General features: G+C 73.6%; 20 protein-coding genes. 16 read left to right on the plus strand and 4 right to left on the minus strand.

Annotated features, from left to right (window positions below):
- The first annotated feature begins 89 nt into the window (after positions 1-89).
- Genes FM051_RS30820 through FM051_RS50795 form a run of 4 tightly spaced genes read left to right on the plus strand, consistent with a single transcriptional unit; the run spans position 90 to position 2,709 of the window.
- The gene (locus FM051_RS30820; protein ID WP_158849514.1) at positions 90-1,601 is read left to right on the plus strand and encodes a phage tail sheath family protein; all 1,512 of its coding nucleotides are present in this window, start codon (positions 90-92) and stop codon (positions 1,599-1,601) included.
- Positions 1,602-1,655: 54 nt separating this feature from the next.
- Positions 1,656-2,099, plus strand: coding sequence for a phage tail protein (locus tag FM051_RS30825; protein ID WP_158849515.1), 444 nt, complete (start codon positions 1,656-1,658; stop codon positions 2,097-2,099).
- Positions 2,099-2,554 carry a hypothetical protein gene (locus tag FM051_RS30830; RefSeq protein ID WP_158849516.1) on the plus strand — a complete coding sequence of 152 codons (456 nt, stop codon included), beginning with the start codon at positions 2,099-2,101 and terminating at the stop codon, positions 2,552-2,554. Before FM051_RS30825 ends, FM051_RS30830 begins: the two co-directional genes overlap by 1 nt.
- Entirely contained in the window at positions 2,551-2,709 is a 159-nt protein-coding gene (locus tag FM051_RS50795; RefSeq protein WP_202919099.1) for a DUF6760 family protein, read from the plus strand. The genes FM051_RS30830 and FM051_RS50795 overlap by 4 nt, the downstream gene beginning before the upstream one ends.
- Before the next feature lie 602 nt (positions 2,710-3,311).
- Here the strand turns inward: FM051_RS50795 and FM051_RS30835 are convergent.
- Entirely contained in the window at positions 3,312-3,620 is a 309-nt protein-coding gene (locus tag FM051_RS30835) for a hypothetical protein (RefSeq protein ID WP_158849518.1), read from the minus strand.
- Between the two features lie 240 nt (positions 3,621-3,860).
- Positions 3,861-4,679, minus strand: coding sequence for a hypothetical protein (locus tag FM051_RS30840; protein ID WP_158849520.1), 819 nt, complete (start codon positions 4,677-4,679; stop codon positions 3,861-3,863).
- A 103-nt stretch (positions 4,680-4,782) separates the two neighbouring features.
- Between FM051_RS30840 and FM051_RS30845 the strand changes: the two genes are divergently transcribed.
- From FM051_RS30845 to FM051_RS30900, 12 genes are all read left to right on the plus strand, one after another.
- Positions 4,783-5,244: a hypothetical protein gene (locus FM051_RS30845; RefSeq protein WP_158849522.1), complete on the plus strand. Its 462-nt coding sequence runs from the start codon at positions 4,783-4,785 to the stop codon at positions 5,242-5,244.
- A gap of 34 nt (positions 5,245-5,278) precedes the next feature.
- Positions 5,279-5,704 (plus strand): phage tail protein, encoded by a 426-nt coding sequence (locus FM051_RS30850; RefSeq protein WP_158849524.1) that lies wholly within the window; start codon positions 5,279-5,281, stop codon positions 5,702-5,704.
- A 12-nt stretch (positions 5,705-5,716) separates the two neighbouring features.
- Positions 5,717-6,424, plus strand: coding sequence for a CIS tube protein (locus tag FM051_RS30855; RefSeq protein WP_202919100.1), 708 nt, complete (start codon positions 5,717-5,719; stop codon positions 6,422-6,424).
- On the plus strand, positions 6,421-8,238 hold the full coding sequence (locus FM051_RS30860) for a VgrG-related protein (RefSeq protein ID WP_158849526.1): 1,818 nt from the start codon (positions 6,421-6,423) through the stop codon (positions 8,236-8,238). Before FM051_RS30855 ends, FM051_RS30860 begins: the two co-directional genes overlap by 4 nt.
- A 26-nt stretch (positions 8,239-8,264) precedes the next feature.
- Positions 8,265-8,576 carry a PAAR domain-containing protein gene (locus FM051_RS30865; protein WP_158849528.1) on the plus strand — a complete coding sequence of 104 codons (312 nt, stop codon included), beginning with the start codon at positions 8,265-8,267 and terminating at the stop codon, positions 8,574-8,576.
- A complete protein-coding gene (locus FM051_RS30870) occupies positions 8,573-8,980 on the plus strand; it encodes a GPW/gp25 family protein (protein WP_158849703.1) in 408 nt (135 codons plus the stop codon). Before FM051_RS30865 ends, FM051_RS30870 begins: the two co-directional genes overlap by 4 nt.
- Entirely contained in the window at positions 8,980-10,911 is a 1,932-nt protein-coding gene (locus tag FM051_RS30875; RefSeq protein ID WP_158849530.1) for a putative baseplate assembly protein, read from the plus strand. The genes FM051_RS30870 and FM051_RS30875 overlap by 1 nt, the downstream gene beginning before the upstream one ends.
- Entirely contained in the window at positions 10,908-11,453 is a 546-nt protein-coding gene (locus FM051_RS30880) for a phage tail protein (protein WP_158849531.1), read from the plus strand. Before FM051_RS30875 ends, FM051_RS30880 begins: the two co-directional genes overlap by 4 nt.
- Positions 11,446-12,402 carry a zinc ribbon domain-containing protein gene (locus tag FM051_RS30885; protein ID WP_238412770.1) on the plus strand — a complete coding sequence of 319 codons (957 nt, stop codon included), beginning with the start codon at positions 11,446-11,448 and terminating at the stop codon, positions 12,400-12,402. Before FM051_RS30880 ends, FM051_RS30885 begins: the two co-directional genes overlap by 8 nt.
- Positions 12,403-12,436: 34 nt before the next feature.
- The gene (locus FM051_RS30890; protein ID WP_158849532.1) at positions 12,437-13,504 is read left to right on the plus strand and encodes an NAD-dependent epimerase/dehydratase family protein; all 1,068 of its coding nucleotides are present in this window, start codon (positions 12,437-12,439) and stop codon (positions 13,502-13,504) included.
- Positions 13,505-13,722: 218 nt separating this feature from the next.
- Positions 13,723-14,298, plus strand: a complete 576-nt coding sequence (locus FM051_RS30895; RefSeq protein ID WP_202919101.1) for a helix-turn-helix transcriptional regulator — start codon at positions 13,723-13,725, stop codon at positions 14,296-14,298.
- Position 14,299: 1 nt separating this feature from the next.
- Complete coding sequence (locus FM051_RS30900) at positions 14,300-14,497, plus strand: hypothetical protein (protein WP_158849534.1); 198 nt, start codon at positions 14,300-14,302, stop codon at positions 14,495-14,497.
- 175 nt (positions 14,498-14,672) lie between these two features.
- Here the strand turns inward: FM051_RS30900 and FM051_RS53320 are convergent, their stop codons facing one another.
- Positions 14,673-18,083 (minus strand): ATP-binding protein, encoded by a 3,411-nt coding sequence (locus FM051_RS53320; RefSeq protein ID WP_158849535.1) that lies wholly within the window; start codon positions 18,081-18,083, stop codon positions 14,673-14,675.
- Positions 18,080-21,553 carry an ATP-binding protein gene (locus FM051_RS30910; RefSeq protein WP_158849536.1) on the minus strand — a complete coding sequence of 1,158 codons (3,474 nt, stop codon included), beginning with the start codon at positions 21,551-21,553 and terminating at the stop codon, positions 18,080-18,082. Before FM051_RS30910 ends, FM051_RS53320 begins: the two co-directional genes overlap by 4 nt.
- Between the last annotated feature and the right edge of the window lie 164 nt (positions 21,554-21,717).

Here is a 21,717-nt window from a genome sequence, read left to right on the forward strand (position 1 = left end):
CCGAGCCCACCGGCCCTGCCTCCCGGGCCGTGATCCACAGCAGGCTGGTGAGGCCAGAGCGGAAGAAGCGCCAAAGACAAGGAGCGACCATGCCGCAGTACCTCTCCCCCGGCGTGTACGTGGAGGAGGTCCAGACCGGTGCACGTCCGATCGAGGGTGTCGGCACCGCGGTGGCCGCCTTCGTGGGCTTCGCCGAGCAGGGTCCCTTCCACCAGCCGACCCTGGTGGCCAACTGGAACCAGTACGTACAGCACTTCGGCGGCTTCACCGAGGGCGCCTACCTCCCGCACGCCGTCTACGGCTACTTCGCCAACGGCGGCGGCTCGGCGTACGTGGTCCGCGTGGGCGGCGCGGCGCAGACGACCGAGCCGGTCGCGCCCGAACCCGCCGCGCTGGGCGGCCTGCGGATCGCCGCGCTGCCCTCGGCCGGTGCGGGCGTCACCGTCGAGGTCACCGACGCCGAAGGGGAGAACCCGCCGGACGACCGCTTCCGGCTGCTCGTCCGGCAGGGCGACCGGGTCGTGGAGACCTACGACGTCTCGACCCGCCGCAACCTCAAGAACTACGTCGTCACGCACGTGACGGAACGCTCGAAGCTGATCCACGTCACCGAGGCGCCCGGCACCGCGCTGACCCGCCCCGACAAGCAGTCCGTCGGCCTGCCCGCCCCGGTCGCCGCCGGCCCCGCGAAGGTCGACCCGCAGGAGTACGTGGGCGACCCGGAGGCCCGGACCGGTTTCGGCGGCCTGGAGAACGTCGACGAGATCACCATGGTCGCGATGCCCGACCTGATGAGCGCCTACCAGCGCGGTCTGATCGACCTCGAAGGCGTCAAGACCGTGCAGCAAGCGGCGATCTCGCACTGCGAGCGGATGGGTGACCGGGTCGCCGTGCTCGACGCGCCGCCCGGGCTGTCGCCGCAGCGCGTGCGGACGTGGCGGATGGAAGAGGCCAACCACGACTCCCGCTACGCCACCCTGTACTACCCGTGGATCAAGGTGTTCGACCCGGCCACCGGCCGCAACGCGCTCGTGCCGCCGTCCGGGCACATCGCCGGCGTGTGGGGCCGCAGCGACGCCGAGCGCGGCGTGCACAAGGCCCCCGCCAACGAGGTCATCCGCGGCGCGGTGGACCTGGAGACGGCGCTGAGCAAGAGCGAGCAGGACCTGCTCAACCCGGTCGGCGTGAACTGCCTGCGCGCGTTCCCCGGTCGCGGCATCCGGATCTGGGGCGCCCGCACCCTGTCGTCCGACCCGGCGTGGCGGTACCTGAACGTGCGGCGGCTGTTCAACTTCCTGGAGGAGTCGATCCTCATCGGCACCCAGTGGGTGGTGTTCGAGCCGAACGACGACCGGCTGTGGGCGGGCATCCGCCGCAACATCACCGCGTTCCTCACCGAGCAGTGGCGTCAGGGGGCGCTGTTCGGCCGCACGCCGGCCGAGGCGTTCTACGTCAAGTGCGACCGGGACAACAACACGCCCGAGTCGATCGACCTCGGCCAGGTCGTGTGCGAGATCGGCGTAGCGCCGGTCAAGCCCGCCGAGTTCGTCGTCTTCCGGCTGTCCCAGTTCTCCGACAACACCAGCCTCGTCAGCGAGTGACCACCCGTTCCACCGACGACCCGATCACCTGATCGCTGAAAGGCGGCAACAGCCATGGCAGAAGGCGACGCCCTCTCCACCCACATCTTCGGCCTCCAGCTCGGCGCGTACGTCGTCGAATCGCTCCAGGAGGTCAGCGGGGTGACCGTCGAAGAGGACGTGGTGGAGATCTCCCAGGTGACCCCGCAGGGCAAGCCGTTGCTGCGCAAGCAGCCCGGCGCGCGCAAGGGCGGCGAGATCACCGTCACCCGGGGCATGGACAAGAGCAAGGAGTTCACCAAGTGGCTCAAGGAAACCCTGAACAAGGGTGACGTGGAGTCCGCTCGGCAGAACATCACCATCGAGATCATGAACAGCAAGGGCGAGACCGAGCGGCGGCTGAACCTGGTCAACGGCTGGGTCAGCCGGTGGGAGGGCCCGTCGCTCAAGGCGGGCGAGTCCAGCGCGGCCACCGAGAAGGTGACCATCACCTTCGAAGACATCACCCTGGAGGACTGATGCGCCGCCGGGTGATCGGCCTCGACTCGCTGGACGAGCTGGCCGAGCCGACGAAACGGGTGGCCGAGGCCCCTCGCGAGTCCGCGGGCCACACCGAGTTCGAGTTCGAGCTGCCGCGCGGGTACGTCGACGCGGACGGCGTGGTGCACCGGCACGGCCGGATGCGCCTGGCCACGGCACGCGACGAACTCCGCCCGCAGATCGACCTGCGGGTCAAGGAGAACCCCGGCTACCTCAGCGTGCTGCTGCTCAGCACCGTGATCACCGAGCTGGGGGACGTCGAGGAGGTGAACGTCGGCGTCGTGGAACGCATGTTCGCCACCGACATCGCGTTCCTCCAGGACTTCTACCGGCGGATCAACAGCGAGGGCCACACCAGGGCCGGCGTGACGTGCCCGTCGTGCGGCGGCGCGTTCGAGGTGGACCTGGCGGGTGGTCGCCTGGGGGAATCGTGACGTACGCGGCCGACCGGCTGCACGAAGAGGTCGCGTACGTGGCCTACCACTTCCACTGGCCGCGCGAGGAGATCCTCGACATGGAGCACCACGAGCGCCTGCGCTGGGTGCGGGAGATCGCGCGCATCAACACGAGGGTGAACGAAGGGGGGTGACCCATGGGTTTCTGGTCCCGTTTCCGCCGAAACAAGCCGGCACCACCGGCACCACCGGCACCACCGACGACGACCGCGCCCCGCCCCGCCCCGAGCGGCGACTGGCGCGCGGCACCGCCGATGGAGGGCGTGATCCAGCGCGCGGCGATGCCGGTCAGCGACGGCGTGCGCTTCCGCAACGGCCTCGCGTCGTGGCAGGACCACACGTTCGGCACGACCCTGGGCCACTCCGTGACCGCGAACGCACCCGGCGGTGTGATCCACGGTCTGGCCCGTCCCACCGGGTTCCCGGGCGAGGCGCACGGCGGCGATTCGCTCACCGTCGCGCTCCGGTACGGGAACACGACGGGACCGGATGCCACGCCGGAGCCGTCACAACCGCTCAAGCCACCGACCTCGGTGAAGCCGTCACAGCGGTCACAGCCGTCACGGCTGCCGCAGCCACCGAAGGCGCCAAAACCATCGGAATCGACTGGGCAACCCGAACCGTCGGGGACGGCGGAGCAGCCGGGGCCGTCCGAGTCCTCGGGGTCGTCGGAGCGGTCCTCGGTCGGTCCGGTGGCCCTGCGTCCGCTCGGAAGACCGCTGACCGTCGCCCGGCGTCACATCGCGCCGCCACGCCCCGTGCCGGTGGCGCGGGGTGTGGCCGGTGGCCCCAAGCCATCCGCCACACCAGCGGGCAGCACACCAGCGGGCAGCACGTCGGTGGGTGGTGCCGCTCCGACCGTGCAGCGGTCGGCGAAGCCGGGAGCGCGGACCGACGCGCCGTTGCTGGGCGAGCCGTTGACCGAGCTACCGCCCAGTGCGGTGGTGGCTTCGGACAACGCGCCTCTGGCCGCCGGACCGGTTGTGCAACGGGCCCAGTGGACGAAGACCGACTCGCCCACCCCCACGGTCACGCGTGGCGGCACCGATCCGGTCACCTCGGCGCGGCGGACCCCGCCACCAGCGACCCGGAAGCCTCACGACGATCCCGCCGTCCCGACCCAAGCGGCTTCTCCAGCGGTCCAGCGGAAACCCACCAACCCCGACACTCCGGCACCAGTGGTCCGGCGGGCACCCGGAAATCCCTCGACCCCGCCGGCAGTGGTGCAGCCATCGCACCACGCCCCTGCCAACCCGGCACAGGTGCCGCCGGCCGTCCAGCGGGCTCAGGCCGACACCGCCACCCCGGCACCCCCGGCCGAGAAGGCGCACACCACCCCGTCGTCGGAAACCCGGAAGCCGCGCGGCAATCCCGCCACCCAGCCGACGCACAGCACCCCGGCCGCCCCGGCACAGGCGCCCCAGCCAGTAGTCCAGCGGAAGCCCGACAGTCCCAGCACCCCGACGCCCGTGGTCCGGCCAACGGCCAACGGCCCCGCCACACCGACGCAGGCGTCGCCAGTCGTCCAGCGGGCCCGCAGCAATCCCAGCGACCCGGCCACCCCGACGCACGCTGCCCCACCGGAGGTGCAGCGGGCACCCACCAATCCTCCGGCACCGGTGGTCCGGCCGACGCCGAGCGCCCCATCCACCCCGCCACCGACGCCGCCAGTCGTCCAGAGGGCGCAGGGCAACCCGCTCCCCCAGACCCCGGCGGCCACCCACCGGCAAGCCGACCCGTCCCCGATCCCGGTGGTGCAGCGCAAGACGGCACGGAACGAGACGCCGACGGTCCGCCCGGTGATCGGGATCGGCGCGCCGATCCCGGAGATCCCACCCACGGCGGCCCTCGATCCCACCGGACCGAGGTTCCCCACACCCGTCCAGACCGCCACCACGGACACCCCGCCGGTGGTCCGACCCCAGCCCGACGCCGCACCGGTCACCCCGGCGGCCTCACCCCAGCAGGGCCGGCGGCCGGACGACAGCCACCGAGGACCATCACCCCGCCGCGACGTGGTTCCCGTCGCCAGGTTGGCACCAACCCGACCCTCGACCACCTCCCACCGGAACGTCCAGCGCTCCACCGCGAAACCCACCCCCATCCGCACCGCACCACTGATCGCCGACCGCCCCCTGGTCCTCCGCAGCGCGATCGAAACGTCAGCACCCCCGGTGCGGACGGAGCCGGAACGCAAGGTGGTCCCCGTGCGCTGGACCCCCGAACCCCAAGTCCAGCGCGCCCGTCAACGATCCCCGGTCCGCCCAGCACCACCGCGTCCGTGGCCGACCACCCACAGGGCGCCGGACACCACCAGCACCGCCGGCCCGCCGGTCGCACCCGCGTACCCACCGGTCGTGGTCGCGTCACCGCCCATCCCCACCACACCGGCGAAACCACGCCTGCCGACCGTGCAGCGGACGCCCGCCAAACCGAGCGAACCGCAACTCGTCAGCAGGCCGCCATCCCCCGCGAAGACCACCAAGACCACGAAACCCACCACGAACACCGAGCACGAGACCGACGACGAGAAGCCGCACCACGCGCCGTCCCGCGCCGACCTCGACCAGCTCGCCCGCTCGCTGATCGACCCCGTCAGCAGGTTGCTCCGAGCCGAGGTGCGGCACGGGCGGGAGCGGGCCGGACGGCTCCACGACCGCCGCCGCTGACCAGGGAAACACCAGCCGAACCAGGAAGAGTCCGATGTCCGACACCATCTTCGCCACCAGCGTCTTCTTCCGGCTCGCCATCGCCGGCGACGACCTCGGCGCGTTCCACACCTGTGAGGGCATGGGCGCGCAGATGGAGGTCGAGCAGTTCGCCGAGGGCGGCAACAACGGCTTCACGTGGCAGCTGCCGTCCCGCATCACGTGGTCGAACATCACGATGACGCGGCCGGTCACGAGCGACACGGCGAAGGTCGTCAAGTGGCTCAACGACGTCGTCAACCGGGTCGAGCGCAAGGACGGCGAGATCGTCGCGCTCACCCCGGACGGGACGACGATCGCGAGCTGGCAGGTGCAGGGCATCGTCCCGGTCCGGTGGCAGGGCCCGTCGTTCGACCCGGCCACCTCGCAGGCCGCCGTGGAGACGATCGAGTTCGCCCACGAGGGCATCCAGGCGTCCTGAGAGGAGCACGTCGTGGCAGGCAAGGCAGGCGCGAGCCTCACGCGCGCCCAGCTGGTGATCATGGAGCCGCCCGCGAAGGTGGGCGCGAAACCGGGCGGTCGGCTCGCCAGCGTCAAGTTCCAGTTCAACCCGAACTCGCTCAGCCTGACCAAGAACACCGAGTGGCGGCGGAAGCCGTCGCGGATGGCGGGTCAGACGGCGGTGCCGGAGTTCGTCGGCAGCGGGCCGCGCACGCTGTCGGTCGAGGTGTTCCTCGACGCCACCGCGACGCACGACAACTCGGTGGAGAACCGGGTCGAACAGCTGCTCCTGGCCTGCGTGCCCACGAAGAAGAGCCTGGCGAAGAAGAAGCCCGCGAGCCCGTGGGTGCGGTTCGAGTGGGGCACGGCGAAGACGACCTCGTTCGACGGCGTGCTGTCGAACCTGTCGGTGGACTACTCGCTGTTCGACGTGGACGGCAAGCCGCTGCGCGCCCGGTGCGCGTTGTCGATCGAGGAGGCCGGGTCCGACACACCCGGCCAGAACCCGACGTCCGGGTCGCGCGAGGCCCGTCGCACGCACCGCGTGGTGGCCGGGGACAGCCTGCCGGAGCTGGCGTGGCGCGAGTACGGCGACGCGACGGCGTGGCGGGTGATCGCCGAGGCCAACGACATCGACGACCCGATGGTGCTGGTGCCGGGCGTGGAACTACTGGTGCCCGCGGTGGAGGAGGTGCGATGAGCAACGTCGGCCGGGCGTTCGCCGCCCAACCCGTGGTGCAGGCCGGTTCGCTGACGAAGGCGTGGGACGCGCGGCTGGTGAGCTGCGTGGTGGACGAGAACGTCGGCCTGCCCGACGCCGCTGTGCTGACCTACCACGACGACAACTTCGACCTGCTCGCGGACGCCGTCATCACGATCGGCACGCCGATCCGGGTATCTGTGTCGAGCGTGCTGGGCAACGCCCAGGAACTGCTGTTCGCGGGCGAGGTGACCGCGGTGGAGGCGGACGCGGACTCGACCGGCACGTTCACCGTGATCCGGGCGATGAACAAGGCGCACCGGCTGTTCCGGGGCCGGAAGGTCATGGCGTTCCGCAACACGACCGCGGCCCAGGTGGTGCGGCGGGTGGCGAAGGGCGCCGGGCTGACCGTGGGCCGGGTCGACGTGGCGCCGGTGACCTACGCGCAGATCAGCCAGCCCGCGATCTCCGACTGGGAGTTCCTGCAACTGATCGCCCAGGAGCACGGCGTGGTCGTGCAGGTGGACGACCAGGGCACGTTGGAGCTGGTCAAGCCCCGCCCCGCGGCCGGCGCGCCGCCCGTGGGCACGTCGGCGGACGTGAGCCCGCTGGTGCTGCACCACCGCGACAACCTGCGGTCGGTGCGCGCCTCGCTGTCGAGCGTCGACCAGGTGAGCGGCGTCGAGGTGCGCGGCTGGGACGTGGCCACGAAGAAGGCGCTGGTAGCCGTGGAGCCCGCCGTCGTCAGCACGACCGTGACGCCGGGCATGTCGCCGACGGTGATCGGCAAGGCGTTCCGGGCGGGCGCGCGGACGCTGGTGGCGGACATGCCGTACGCCACGCAGGCGGAGACGGCCGTGGTGGCGCGGTCGATGGCGGCGGCGGCCAGCGCCGGTTTCGCCGAGATCGAGGCGGTCGCCGACGGCGAGCCGAAGTTGCGGGCGGGCGTGCCGGTCACCCTGAGCGGCGTCGGTGACGCGTTCAGCGGCCGGTACACGGCCACGTCGGTGCGGCACGTGCTGGAGCCGTCGGAGGGCTACCGCAGCATCGTCACGGTCAGCACGTCGCCGGACCGCTCGCTGGCCGGCCTGACCAACGGCGGCGGCGCGCCACCGCGCACGGGCCGGATGCCGGGCCTGGCGACCGCGATCGTCACCGACATCAAGGAGGTCGGCGGCGAGCGCGGGTGGGTTCGGCTGAAGTTCCCGTGGCTGGACGACAACTACGTCACCGACTGGGTCCGCACGGTGCAGCCGGGAGGTGTGCGCGGCGGCGGCGTGTTCAGCCCCGAGGTCAACGACGAGGTGCTCGTCGGCTTCGAGCAGGGCAGTCTGGACCGGCCGTACGTGCTGGGCGGCCTCTACAACGGGGTGGACCAGCCGACGCCGCACGCCGTGCCGCTGGTGGACCGCAAGAGCGGCCGGGTCAACCGCAGGTCGCTGGTGTCGCGCGGCGGCAACCGGCTCGACCTGCTCGACGGCATGACCGCCGCCGGGGTGCGGCTCACCACCGGTGACAAGCGGCTCGACATCACGCTCGACGAGAAGACCGGCCAGGTGGACATCCAGGTCCGCGGTCCGGGCGGCGGTCGGGCGCTCGGCTCGATCACGCTCACCAACCGCGGCATCACGGTCGACGCCATGAACGGCGACCTGGTGCTCAACGGCCGCTCGGTGAGCGTCAACGGGGCCACCGTGTCGGTCAAGGGCACCGACGTGTCGGTCAAGGGCGTCAAGTCGACCACGGTCGACGGCGGGCTCCGCGCCGTGCTGAAGGGCGCCCAAGTGCACATCAACCCACCGCTCGCACCCTGAACCCCTGACCGTGAAGAGAGGTCGACATGCCACCCGCCGTCCGGCTCGGTGACCAGACGTCCCACGGTGGCGCCGTCGGTCCGCCGCCACCACCGGCCGCGGCCCTGGTGTCCTCCGTGTTCATCGAGGGCCGGCCGGCCGCCGTCGTCGGCAGCACGCACGTGTGCGTAGTGCCGCCCCACGCGGCCATGGGGCCGACGAACGTCGTGCTGGCCGGACCGGGTTCGGCCGGGCCCCCGGTGCTGATCGGCGGCCTGCCCGCGGCCCGCGTCGGTGACCGCACCACTTGCCAGGCCAACGTCATCGTCGGCGCGCTGACCGTCCGGATAGGAGCCTGACGGTGAACTTCATCGGTCGTGGCTGGGCGTTCCCGCTGCGGGTCGGCCCCACCGGCGGCATCGGCATGGTGGAGCGCGAGCAGGAGATCGCCGAGGCGATCCGGCTGGTGCTCGGCACCGCGCCCGGTGAGCGCCCGATGCGGCCGGAGTTCGGCTGCGGCATCCACGAGCACGTGTTCGCCTCGGCGGACGGCGCCACGGCGGGCCACATCGTCCGCGAGGTGCGGGCGGCGTTGGAGCGGTGGGAGCCGCGCGTCGACGTGGACGACGTGGTCGTCGCGTTCGACTCGGTCGACGTGGGCACGGTCTACATCGACGTGCGCTACACGATCCGCACCACCAACGACCAGCGCAACCTGGTCTTCCCCTTCTACACGATCCCCACCGAAGGGAGCGCGGACTGATGGCGCTGTCCGCACCGAACCTCGACGACCGGCGTTTCCAGCAGCTCGTGGACGAGGCCAAGCGGTACGTCCAGCAGAGCTGTCCGGAGTGGACGGACCACAACGTGTCCGACCCCGGCGTCACGCTCATCGAGACGTTCGCGCACATGGTCGACCAGCTCGTCTACCGGCTCAACCGGGTGCCCGACCGCAACCACCTGGCGTTCCTCGACCTGCTGGGCATCACGTTGTTCCCGCCGGCCGCGGCCCGGGCGGACGTGACGTTCTGGCTGTCCGCGCCGCAGGCGCAGACCGTGCTGCTGCCCGTCGGCACCGAGGTCGCCACCGAACGCGCCGAGCTGGGCGAGCCGGTCGTGTTCGCCACCACCGACGAGCTGGCCGTGGTGCCGTGCTCGCTGGAACGCCTGGTCACGCGGACCGCGTCCGGCGAGCACGCCGACCGCACCCGCGACCTGGAGGCAGGCCGCGACGTGCCGTGCTTCCAGGCCGCGCCGGCACCCGGTGACGCCACGCTGTTCGGGCTGTCCGCAGCCGTGCCGCGGTGCGTGGTCGTGCTGCGGCTGGACAGCCGGGTGGAGGGCATCGGCGTCGACCCGCGGCAGCCGCCGCTGGTGTGGGAGGCGTGGGACGGTCAGGACTGGGTGCCGTGCGGCACCGACGAGGACACCACCGGCGGGCTCAACCGGCCCGGCGAGGTGGTGCTGCACGTGCCCGCCGGGCACACCGCGTCCGCGGTGGCGGGCCACCGCGCGGGCTGGCTGCGCTGCCGCGTCACCGAACCCGAGCCGGACCAGCCGTTCTACCGCGAGTCGCCGACCGTGCGCGAGGCGGGGGCCTTCACGATCGGCGGCACGACCGTCGCCGAGCACGCCGAGACCGAGTCCGAGGTGAGGCTGGGCGAGGCGGCGGGCGTGCCGGGACAGCGGTTCACGCTGCCGCGCGCCCCCGTGCTGCTGGATCGCGACCCGGTCGTGGTGCGGGTGTCGACGGAGGACGGGTGGCAGGACTGGACCGTCGTGGACCACTTCGGCGCGTCCGGGCCGGACGACCGGCACGTGGTGCTGGACGCGACGCGCGGCGAGGTCCTGTTCCCGCCGGCGGTGCGCGAGGCGGACGGGGCGCTGCGCCGGTACGGCGCGGTGCCGGCCAAGGGCGCGGTGGTGCACGTGCCGCGTTACCGGACCGGCGGCGGCCGGGCGGGCAACGTGGCGCGCGGCTCGATCTCGGTGCTGCGCAGCTCCGTGCCGTACGTGGCGGCGGTGGAGAACCGCGAGGCCGCGAGCGGCGGCGTGGACGGCGAGACGGTGGACGAGGCGAAGTTGCGCGCGCCCCACCAGCTGCGGGTGCAGGAACGGGCCGTCACGGCGGAGGACCACGAGCACATCGCCCGGTTGGCCGCACCGTCGTTGGCGCGGGTGCGGTGCCTGCCGGTCGAGGGCGGTGGCGCCCGGGTGCTGGTGGTGCCGGACGCGGTGGCCGACGAGGGCGACCGGCTGCGGTTCGAGCAGTTGGTGCCGTCCGAGGACGTGTTGCGCGCGGTGGCACGTCGGCTCGACGAACGGCGGCTGCTCGGCACCCGGTTGGTCGTCGAGCCCCCGCGCTACCAGGGCGTCACGGTGGTGGCCCGGCTGGTGGCGTCGTCCGACGGGCTCGGTGTGCGGGAGGTGGCGGCCGACGCGCTCTACCGCTACCTGAACCCGTTGCGCGGCGGTGTGGACGGCACCGGGTGGGAGTTCGGCCGGCCGGTGCAGTTCGGCGAGGTGTTCGCCGTGCTGCAGAACGTGCCGGGTGTGCGGTTGGTGGAAGAGGTGCTGTTGTTCCCCGCCAACCCCGTCACGGGCGCGCGTGGTGCGCCCGTGGACCGCGTCGAGGTGGCGTCGAACGCGCTGGTGTTCTCCTACCAGCACCAGATCGTGGTGACGGGGCCGTGAGCCGTGCCGCGCTCCCCGAGCTGCTCAGCCGGTACCCGTTGGGCGCGATGCTGCCCGCCCTGTACGCGGCGGACGACTTCGCCCAGCGGTTCACGTCGGGCCTGGACGCCGTGCTGTCGGCCATCTTGTCCACGTTGGACAACCTGCCGTCGTACTTCGACGCCGAGCTCACGCCGACGGACTTCGTGCCGTGGCTGGCGTCCTGGCTCGCCGCCGACCTCGACCCGACGTGGCCGGAGCCACTGCGCCGGGAGGTCGTGGGCCGGGCGGTGGAGCTGCACCGGCTGCGCGGCACCGCGCGGGGCCTGGTGGCCCGGTTGGAGCTGTGCCTGGACGTGCGGGCGGAGGTGGTGGACGGACCCGGCGTGACGTGGTCCAGCCGGCCGGACACCGACCTGCCGGCCAGGGAGGTGGACGCCGTCGTGGTGCGGGTGTGGCCGGGCCGGTCCGGGGTGGTCGACCGGGAACGGGTGGAGGCGCTGGTGGAGTCGGTGCGGCCGGTGCACGTGACGTGCGTGGTGGAGGTGGTGGACGGTGGCTGACGTGCGCCAATGCTCCCAGTGCGGCGCGCCCGTGCCGGACGGGGACGACTTCTGCGGCAACTGCGGCACCTACCTCGGCTGGGCCGACCGGCTGCCGACGGAACCCGTGCTGCCCGAGGTGACGCTCGACTCGGTGATGCCCGATTCGGTGGTGCCGACGCTCCCGACTCCGGCAGCGGTGATCTCCGATCAACCCGGACCGGTGCCGCCGGCACGTCCCGTGCCACGGCGACCGCTGCGGACGGCGGTGGTCGCGGACACCGTGAACGGGCCGCCGTGCCCGTCCTGCGGCACCCCCAACCCGCCCGGACGCCGGTTCTGCCGCCGGTGTGCCGCCCCGCTGCACGCCGGCGTGCGCAAGCACGGCAGCCGGTCGGGGCGGCGCTGGGGGTGGCACGGCGACCGGTCCCGGTGGCTGCGCCGGCTCGTGGCGCTGCTCGCCGTGGCCGCGTTGGCCCTCGCGGTGGTGCTGTTCCAGCCGACCGCGATGCGACTGCTCGATGACCTGCGCGACCGGCTGGCCACGCCCGCCCCGGTCGCGCCGAACGTCGCCACCGCCACCGCCGAGGTGGCCGGGCGCCCGGCGTCCGCCGCCGTCGACGGACTGTCGAACCGGTACTGGGGCGCACCGGCCGTGGGCGACGCGGTGGAGTTCACCTTCACCACGCCGTTCCGCCTGCTGTCGTTCGTCGTGCACACGGGGGCCGGTGTGGAGCCGGCGGTGTTCACCGGGCAGGCCAGGGCGACGGCGCTGGACGTCGTGGTCACCGCGTCCGACGGCACGCACCGCACGATCCCGGTCGTCCTCGGGGACCGGAGCGGGCCGCAGCGCACGGACACGGGCGTGAGCGACGTCGTGCGCGTCCGGCTGGTCGTCCGCGGTGCGGCGGGGTTGGAACCGGGCCGGCACGTGGCTTTGGGCGAGGTGGAGTTCTTCCGCCGCCCTTGACCGTCCTTTGTAGACCTACGAAGAGGAGCAGCACGTGGATGTCGTCGTGGTCACCGGCTCGGCCGGGTTGGTGGGTGGCGCGGCCGTGCGGGCCTTCGCCCCGAGGTTCGACCTGGTCGTCGGGGTGGACAACCTGATGCGGCGGGACTTCTTCGGCCACGGCGCGGTCGCCGGGGAGCTCGCGGAGCTGTCCCGCCTGCCGAACCACCGGCACCACGCGGTGGACGTGCGGGACGAGGCGGCGATCGGTGACGTGCTGCGCGAGTACGGCTCCGACGTGCGGCTGGTCGTGCACGCGGCCGGTCAGCCCAGCGCCGAGTGGGCCACCGGGTCGCCGCTGGTGGACTTCGGGGTCAACGCCCTCGGCACCGTCACCGTGCTGGAGGCGGTCCGGCGCCACTGCCCGGACGCGGTGGTCGCGGTGGTGTCCACCACCAAGGTCTACGGCGCCGTGCCGGACGCGTTGCCGCTGGTCGAGACCGCGACGCGGTGGGAGATCGACCCGGCGCACCCGTTCCACGAGCACGGTTTCGACGAGTCGCTGCGGCTGGACCACGCCGACCGGACGTTCTTCGGCGTGTCGAAGCTGGCCGCCGACCTGGCCGCGCAGGAGTACGGCAGGCGGCTCGGGATGAACGTCGGCGTGTTCCGCTGCGGCGCGGTGGCGGGCTTCCGGCACGCGGGCGTCGAGCTGCACGGCTTCCTGTCGCACCTGGTGCGCAGCGCGGTGCGCGGTGCGGCGTTCCCGGTCATCGGGCACGGCGGCAAGCAGGTGCGGGACGTGCTGGGCGTGCGGGACCTGGTGGAGATGTTCTGGCAGTTCTACCTGGCGCCGCGCCCCGGCGAGGTCTACCACGCGGGCGGCGGGCGCGAGCGCAGCGCGTCGGTGCTGGAGCTGATCGCCCAGTACGAGTACCTGATCGGACGGCCGGTGCGGTTCGAGTACCGGCCGGAGCACCGGTTCGCCGACGTGCGGTGCTGGATCACCGACACCCGCAAGTTCCGGCGCGACTACCCGGTCTGGCAACCGACCGAGGACCTCGTGGCCCTGCTGCTGGGCCTGCACGAGCACTGGAGCGCGGCAGCCGTGGTGTCCCCTTGACCCGGTGCTTGGAACCGTGTTGAGTGCGGTGCGCCACTGTTCTCAACGGTCTGAAGAACCGCCGTCTGAAGAACCGCCGTCGGACGTGAAGAATCCTTGTAGACGGCGTTGAGACCCCGTGAAGCCGCGCACCGCAGACTCGAACCCGCAACGCAAGACTGTGGGAGGCAGCGGTGGAGCGAGTTCGGGTAGCAGTCCAAGCGGCGGATCACCTCAGCATGACGGGCCTCATCGCCTACCTCGGCACGCGGCCGGAGGTGCAGGTGCTCGGCAGCGCGCAGCACGCCCAGGCCGACGTGGCACTGGTCGCGGTGCCGAGGCTGGGCGAGGAGGTGGCGGCCCGTCTGCGCCGGGCGGCGGCGCAGGTCGGCGCACCGGTGGTGCTGGTCGTCGACGAGCCGCGGGAGTCCGACGTCCTCACCGCCGTGGAGTGCCGGGTGGTGGCCGTGCTGCCCCGCGCCACGGTGACCGACGAGTTGGTGCTGCGCAGCGTGCTGTCGGCGGCGTCGGGCGGTGGCGTGATGCCGCCGACCATGGTCGCCGAGCTGCTGCGGCACGTCGAGCGGCTGCAACGGCAGGTCGTGGCCTCGGAGGGCGGCCCCAACCGGCTGACCGCGCGGGAGGCCGACGTGCTGCGGCTCATGGCCGACGGCCTCGACACCGCGGAGATCGCGGGCAGGCTCTCCTACTCCGAACGCACGATCAAGAACGTGTTCTACGGCATCACCACCAGGCTCAACCTGCGCAACCGGCCGCACGCGGTCGCCTACGCCCTGAGGAAGGGGATGATCTGACGTGGACCAGCCGATCACCAAGAGGGACGGCGCGGCCCTGCGCCGCGTGGTGGACCTGGCGCTGCGGGGCATCCGCGCGAAGGCCCGCACCCCGCACCCGGCCCGCCCCGCCACCGACACCCGCTGGGTCATGTCGTCCGACGGCGTGATCGACGGTGCCCACGACCCGGACCACCCGGACACCGCCCCCGAACGCTGACCGCACGGGCACGCCGGGGCGCCGGACACCGAACCCGACCAGGCGCCCCGCCTGCGACACCCAGCACACCCACCCGGCGACCACCACCGCACCACCCGACACCGCGAGCCCGCCCGCGACACCCACACCCGCCCCGGCGGTCATCGGCACACCCGCCCGCGACGTCCGGACCCGATCAGCGGGCGTGGACGGACTCCGTGGCACGGCGGATGTCCCACTCCGCGCCGATGCCCCGGTACAGCGCGACCGCCTCGGCCAGCACGGCGTCGGCTTCGGCGCGACGCCCGCACCCCGCCAACAACGTGGCCCGGTCGTCGAGCGTCTGCGCCAGCTCGAACGTCCGGCCGACCGCGCGGTAGTGGTCGGCGACCGCCACCAGGGCGTCCGGTTCCTCCGCCAGCACGGCCCGGCACCGTCGCGCGGCCGCCGCCGCCCGCGCCGCCTTGGTCTCGCGCGACGCCTCCGCCTCGCACGCCTCGACCGCCGCCCGTGCCGTGGCGCGGTCACCCGCCGCCAACGACAGGCGGACCAGCTCGGGCAACCACTGGTGCCGCAGCATCATGTCCGCGTACCGGGTGTCGAGGATCGCGCCCAGAACGGACACCGCCCGCGCGTGATCGCCCTCCCGCGCCGCCGCCATGGCCTGCGCCGCGATCAGGAAGTCGCAGTTCTCCCGGTACGCCTCGGTCACCAGCGGCAGGTTCAGGCCTCGGGACAGGTGCGCGTCGAGCCGGGGGCCGTCGTCGCGGTGGGCGGCGATCAGCGCGACGACGCCGTGCAGCAGCACGGGACCGCCTTCCCGCAGCCCGTACCCGGTGAACTCCGGGTCGTCGAGCACCGCGCCCAGCCGGGCCGCGGCGTCGTCCCACCCACCGAGCCAGAACTGGTGCACGGCCGCCGCCAGGTGCAGCCCCGCCACCGGCGTGCCGCGCCCGGCGACGTCGAACGCCGTGTCCAGGCTGCGGCTCGCCTCGTCCAGCCGGTCGAGGCACTGCAGGGTGAAGATCCGGTTGTCCAGCAACAACAACCTCAGGTCGGTCAGGCTCACGTCGGTGCCGACCACGTCGAGCGCCTGGTCGAGGTACGCCACGGCACGCGGGTAGTCCCGGCGCACGGCCTCGACCTGCCACAGCACCTCCAGCGCCTGGGCGATCGCGAACGGGTCCGCCGCCCGCTCCCCCACCCCGATCGCCTCCCGCGCGCTGGCCTCGGCGCCGTCCAGCTCGCCGATGCCGGCCCGCTGCACGAGGGCCAGCAGCGACAGCAGGCGGGCCCGCCACCGGTCCGACAGCACCGGGTCCGCCAACGCCTCCCGTGAGGCCAGCACGGCTTCCTCGGCCCGCGCCCCCCGGTACGGCATGTACGCGAGCGTCCACCGCACCTCGGCGATCCGGTCGGGCTCCCGCAGGCGCGGCAACGCGCGGCGGGCGTGCTCCTCGGCCTCGGCGTCCCGGTTGATCCGGAACAACGCGCTGCTGAGGTGCGCGGCGAGCGTCGCGTCCCGCTCGTCCCGCGCCACCGACGACGACAGGCACCGCTGGAGCAGGTCGACCGCCACCAGCGGGGCGCGGTAGACCAGCGCGGGCGCCTCCTCGACCAGCCAGTCCAGCACCCACGACCCGACGTCACCGGACGCGGCCAGCAACTGCTCGGCCACGTGGTCGACGGGCGCGCCGGACGCCGCCAGCGCCCGCGCCGCCTGCTGGTGCAACGCGGTGCGCAGCGCGGCCGGCGTGCCCTCGTACAGCGCCTGCCGGATCAGTGGGTGCCGGAACGCCATGCGCGCCCCGGCGTCACGCAGCACGCCCGCCGCGAGGGCCTCCTCCAGCCGCGCGGCCAGGTCGAACACCGGTGTGCCGAGCACCACCGACAGGTCGCTCACCACGAACTCGCCGCCGAGCAGCGCCGACCACCGCAGCACCTCGCGCGTCGGGTCGGTGAGGAAGTCCAGCCGGCCCGTCACGGCGGACACCAGCGACATCGGCGCCCGGTCGAACGCGTGCGCCGACACGTCCGCCACGCCGGTGTCGACCTCGACCACCTGTTCGCGCACCAACGCGTCCGCGACCTCCCGCACGTACAGCGGGTTGCCGCCCGCACGGGCCGCGATGGTGCGCAGGCCAGGGCCCGGCGTCGCGCCGACGAGCCGGCCGACGAGCCCGGCGACCTCGCCGTCGGCGAGCGGCGTGAGGTCGAGAACCGTGCCGCCGCCCGACTCGACGTCACGGCGCAGGCGGGCGATCTCGGCCCGGTACGGCACCGGGCGCGTCGCGCCGACCAGCAGGAGCCGGGTCCGCCGCGTCACGGCGGTCAACCGGTGCCAGAGGTGCGCGCTGGTCTCGTCCGCCCACTGGAGGTCGTCCAGCGCGACGACCACCGGCCCGTCCGCGCACAGCTGCTCGACCAGGGCCACCAGCCGGTCGACCGCGCCGAACACCGGGTCGGAGTCGGCGAAGATCGACCCGGCGGGCCGTTCCTGCCCGAGCGCCTGGGCAGTCGCGGCGCGGCGCGGGTCGGGTGAGTGCGACTCCACGGCGAAGGCGTCCAGCGCCAGGCGCAGCGGGAACCGCGTGCCGAGTTCGTCGGCGACGGCGTGGGCGATCTCGTGCCCGTGCCGCCGCGCGCGGGCCAGCACGGCGGCGAGCATCGCGGACTTCCCGATGCCCATCTCGCCTTCCAGCCACAGCAGCCGGCCGTGCCCGGCGGTGACGTCGTCCACCAGCCGCCGCACCGCCGTCAGCTCGGCGGTCCGCCCGACCAGCTCGGCACCGGGGTCGGGTTCCTCCGGGCCGCGGGGCGCGGGTGCCACCGGTCGCGCGGCCGGGGCCTGCTCGTTGCGCAGGATCTGTTCGTGCACGGCACGCAGGCGTTGCCCCGGTTCGACGTGCAGCTCCGACACCAGGACGCGCCGGCCGTCGCGGAACACCTCCAAGGCCTCCGCGTTGCGCCCGGACCGGTGCAGGGCGAGCATCAACAGCTCACGGGCACGTTCCCGCAACGGCTCCTCGGCGACGAGCGCGGCCAGCTCCGCGACCACGTCGGTGTGCGCGCCCACGGCCAGCGCCACCTCGGCCCGCAGTTCCCGCGCGGCCGTGCGGGCCTCGGCCAGCCTGCGCCGCTCGGCCTCGGCGAACGGCCCGGTCAACCCGGACAGCGGGTCGCCCCGCCACAGGCCGAGGGCGGTGTCCAACGACGCCCGCGCGCCCTCCGGGTCACCGCCGGCCAGTTGACGCCGGGCCCGGTCGCGCAACCCGTCGAACCGCTCGACGTCCGAGCCCTCGGCGTCCAGCACGAGTCGGTACCCCGACCCCACGGACACCAGCAGGCGGGACGGCGTGCCGCGCGGCCGGTCCGGCTCCAATGCCTTCCGCAACGTCGACACGTACGTGTGGATGCTGCCCTCTGCCGTCGCGGGCGCGTCGACACCCCACACGCCCGCGACCAGCTCGTCCCGACCGACGCCACCCGTCCGCAGCGCGAGCATGGCGAACACCGCGCGAGGCCGGGGTGCCCCCAGGGCGATCTCCCGTTCGCCCGCCCAGGCGCGCACCGTTCCCAGCAGCTCGACCCGAACCACGCCCGTCATGCCGTTGACCACTCCCCCGACGCCTCCCGCCGAACCCGACGCACGCGCTCCTCGGCACGGCGTACGTCGTGCGCCGCCCCCAACCCGTCATAACCCGCCAGCGCCTCGCGCAACGCCGCGTCCGCCGCTTCCCGCTCACCGCGGCCGGCCAGCAGCACGGCCGCGTCCTCCAACGCCTCGGCCGACTCGACCGGCCGACCGGCCGCGCGGTGGTGTTCCACCACTTCCAGCACCGGGGCCGGATCGCCCGCGACCAACCCGCGGCACCACGCCGCGGCGACGTGCGCCCGTGCGGGCGTCCGTTCCCGCGCGGCCTCGTCCGCACAGCCCTCCAACGCCCGCAGCGCCACGTCACGCCGCCCGTGCCCGACCGCGAGCCGGGCCACGTGGGGCAACCACTGGTGGCGCAGCACCATGTGGCCGCGTTGGGCCCGCAACAGCGGCTCCAGCAGGGCGAACGCCTCGTCCACCCGGCCGGCCCGCTCCGCGACGACCGCCCTGGCGACGAGCAGGAAGTCGCCGTGCTCGTGGTCGGCGCGGGTCGTCAGCGGGTGCCCGGCCGCGGCGGCGAGGTGCGCCTCGGCCACGTCGGGCTGGTCGCGCCGCGCCGCGACCAGCGCGGCGACCCCGTGCACCAGCAACGCGACGCCGCGCTCACGCAACCCGTAGGACGTGCTCGGGCCGGACGCGGGCACGTCGTCGCCCTCGGCCAGCGCCTGGTCCCACCGGCCGCGCCAGTAGTCCTGCACGGCTGCCACGACGCGCACGCCGGGCGCCGTGACGCCGCGGGCCAGCTCACGCGCCGCGTGCAGCACGTCGTCCGCCTCGGTGAGCCGATTCAGGTTCTGGAGCGTGAACACCTTGTTCTCGAGCAGCCCCAGCCGCAGCTCGACGAAGTCCGACCGGCCTCCGGTGACGGCCAACGCGCGGTCGACCCGTGCCAACGCCTCGGCGTGGTCCCGGCGCACGGAACTGACCTGCCACAAGCCCTGCAAGGCGTGCGCGATGGCGAGGTCGTCGCCCACGGCCTCGCTGCGGCGCAACGCGCTGAGCGCCGTCTCCTCGGCCGCCGCCACGTCGTTGAGCCCGTCCCGCTGGACCACCGCCAGCAACGACTCCAGCCGGGCCCGCCACACCGGCGGGGTGTCGGCGTCGTCGACGGCCGCGCGCAACGCGACCACCGCCTCGTCCGCCCGACCGTCCCGGAAGGCGGCGTGCGCGAGGATCCAGCGCATCTCGGCGGCCCGTTCGTGGTCCCTGGTACGGGCCAGCACGTACCGGGCCTCCGCCTCGGGCTGCCGGCCCAGCCAGTACATGAGCCGCGCCAACAGCGCGGCGAGCCGTTCCCGGTGCTCCGCGTCCAGCGCCGTGCCGTCGACCACGGCCCGCAGCAGCCGGATCGCCGTGTCGGGCGCGCGCTTCCCCAGCGCGGTGCCGCGGGCGACCAGCCAGTCCACCGCCCACGGGTCCACCACGCCGGACGACGCCACCAACTGCTCCACGACCAGTTCCACCGACGCGCCCGCCACCGCGAGCGCCTCCGCGGCCCGGCGGTGCAACGCGGTCCGGACCGCGGCCGGCGTGCCCAGGTAGAGCGCCTTGCGGACCAGGACGTGCCGGAACGCGAGCTTCGGCCCCGAATCGTCCAGCACGCCGGCGGACGTCGCCTCCTCCACGGCGGTGATCAGTTCCGACGACGGCCGCGCGAGCGCCGTCGCCAAGTCGCCCAGGGCGAACTCCGCGCCCAGCAAGGACGCCGCCCGCAGCACGTCCGCGGTCTCCGGCGACAGGAAGCCCAACCGCCTCGCGACCGCGGCCACCAGCGAGGGCGACGGTCCCTCGTCCTCGCTCAGCCGGCTCTCGGCGACGCCCGCCCGCACCTCGATCGCGTCGTCGCGCAGCAGCGCATCCACCATGTCCTTGATGTACAAGGGATTTCCGGCCGCGCACTCGACCACGCGGACCACGCTGCGCCCCGGCATGGCGCCGACCATCCCGGCCAGCAGCGCCGTCACGGCGTCCTCCGACAACCTCCGCAGCCCGACCACGTCACCTCCCGCGCCGAGCACCGCGCGCCGCACCTGGTCCACGTCCGTCCGGCGCGGCACCGACCGCATGGCCGCCACCAGCAGCAGCGGCAGGCGCGGCACCAGGCGCAGCAACCGGTGCCACATCAGCACACTGGCCTCGTCCGCCCACTGGAGGTCGTCCACGACGAGCACCAGCGGCGCTTCCGCGCACAACTCGGTCACCAGCGCGGCAAGCCGGTCGACGACCACCGGCACCGGGTCGCCCGACGCCGGTTCCCGCAACGCCCGCGCCAACCCGGCCCGCCGCGGGTCACCGGACTGCTCGGTCACCTCCAGGCAGTCGAGCATCACGCGCAACGGCGTCCGCGGCCCCCACTCGTCGGCCGCCGTCCACGCCACCCGGCACCCGGCGTCCGCCGCGCCGGCCAAGCCGGCCGCCAGCAACGCCGACTTGCCGATGCCCGGCTCGCCCTCCACCCACACGCACCGCCCGCGCCCGGCCGCCACGTCGGCCACCGCGCGGCGCAGCACGTCCAGCTCCCGTTCCCGCCCGACCACCGTCCCGTCCGGCGCCCGCACCGCACCGCGCGACGTCGGCGACGGCACTCGCGTCACCGGCGGCCGGCCCTGGTCCGGTCGGCTCGTCGGCACGGGTTCACGCGCGCGGTCGGGTCCGCGGTCGTGTGCGAGCACCCGCCGGTGGGCTTCCAGGAGCGCCGCGCCCGGTTCGATGCCCAACCGCTCCACAAGCACACGCCGCGCGTCCTCGAAGACCTCCAGCGCCTCGGCCTGCCTGCCGCTGCGGTGCAGGGCCGTGATCAGCAACGCGCGCAGGTCCTCGCGCAACGGGTGCGCACCGGCCAGGGCCGAGAGGTCCGCGACCACGTCGGCGTGCCGACCCAGGGCGATCGCCAGCTCGGCCCGCCGCTCCGCGACCGCGAGCCACAGCTCGCGCAGGCGGGCGCGCTGCGCCTCGGCGAACGGGCCCGGCACCCCGAACAAGGGCTCGCCCCGCCACAACGCCCGCGCCCGGTCCAACTCGGCCATCGCGCCCTCGGGGTCGACCTCGGCCAGCGTCGCGGCCAAGGAGCGGTGCCGCTCGAACCGGTGCACGTCGAGCCCGTCGGCGGGCAACCGCAACGAGTACCCCGAGCCCGCCGACACCAGCACCACGGCCGCCGACCGCTTCGACCGCGTGGGCTCCAGCGCGCGCCGCAACCCGGACACGTACGTGTAGAGGCTCGCCTCGGCCGTGGACGGTGGCGCGTCGCCCCAGACGCCGTCGACGAGCTCGTCCTTGGAGACGACCTGGTTGGCGCGCAGGGCCAGCAGCGCGAACACCGCACGGCGGCGAGCCGTGCCGAGGTCCACCTCCGCGCCACCCCGCCACGCCCGTGCCGGGCCTAGCAGTTCGACGGTGACGGGAACAGTGGCGCTCATCACCATTTCCGTCCAATGCGCCGGGAATGCGAGTCCGATTGGGCTATTGCCCGCATCTCGTCGGTGGTGTAGGCGCACAAACAATGCGCTCATCCGGAAATCCGGATTCACGCAGCTTTTACGCCGTCACCCTCGACCGGGTCAGGTTATCACGGGATAGCGGA

Origin of the sequence: Saccharothrix deserti (assembly GCF_009769385.1) — a bacterium.
GTDB classification, from domain to species: domain Bacteria; phylum Actinomycetota; class Actinomycetes; order Mycobacteriales; family Pseudonocardiaceae; genus Actinosynnema; species Actinosynnema deserti.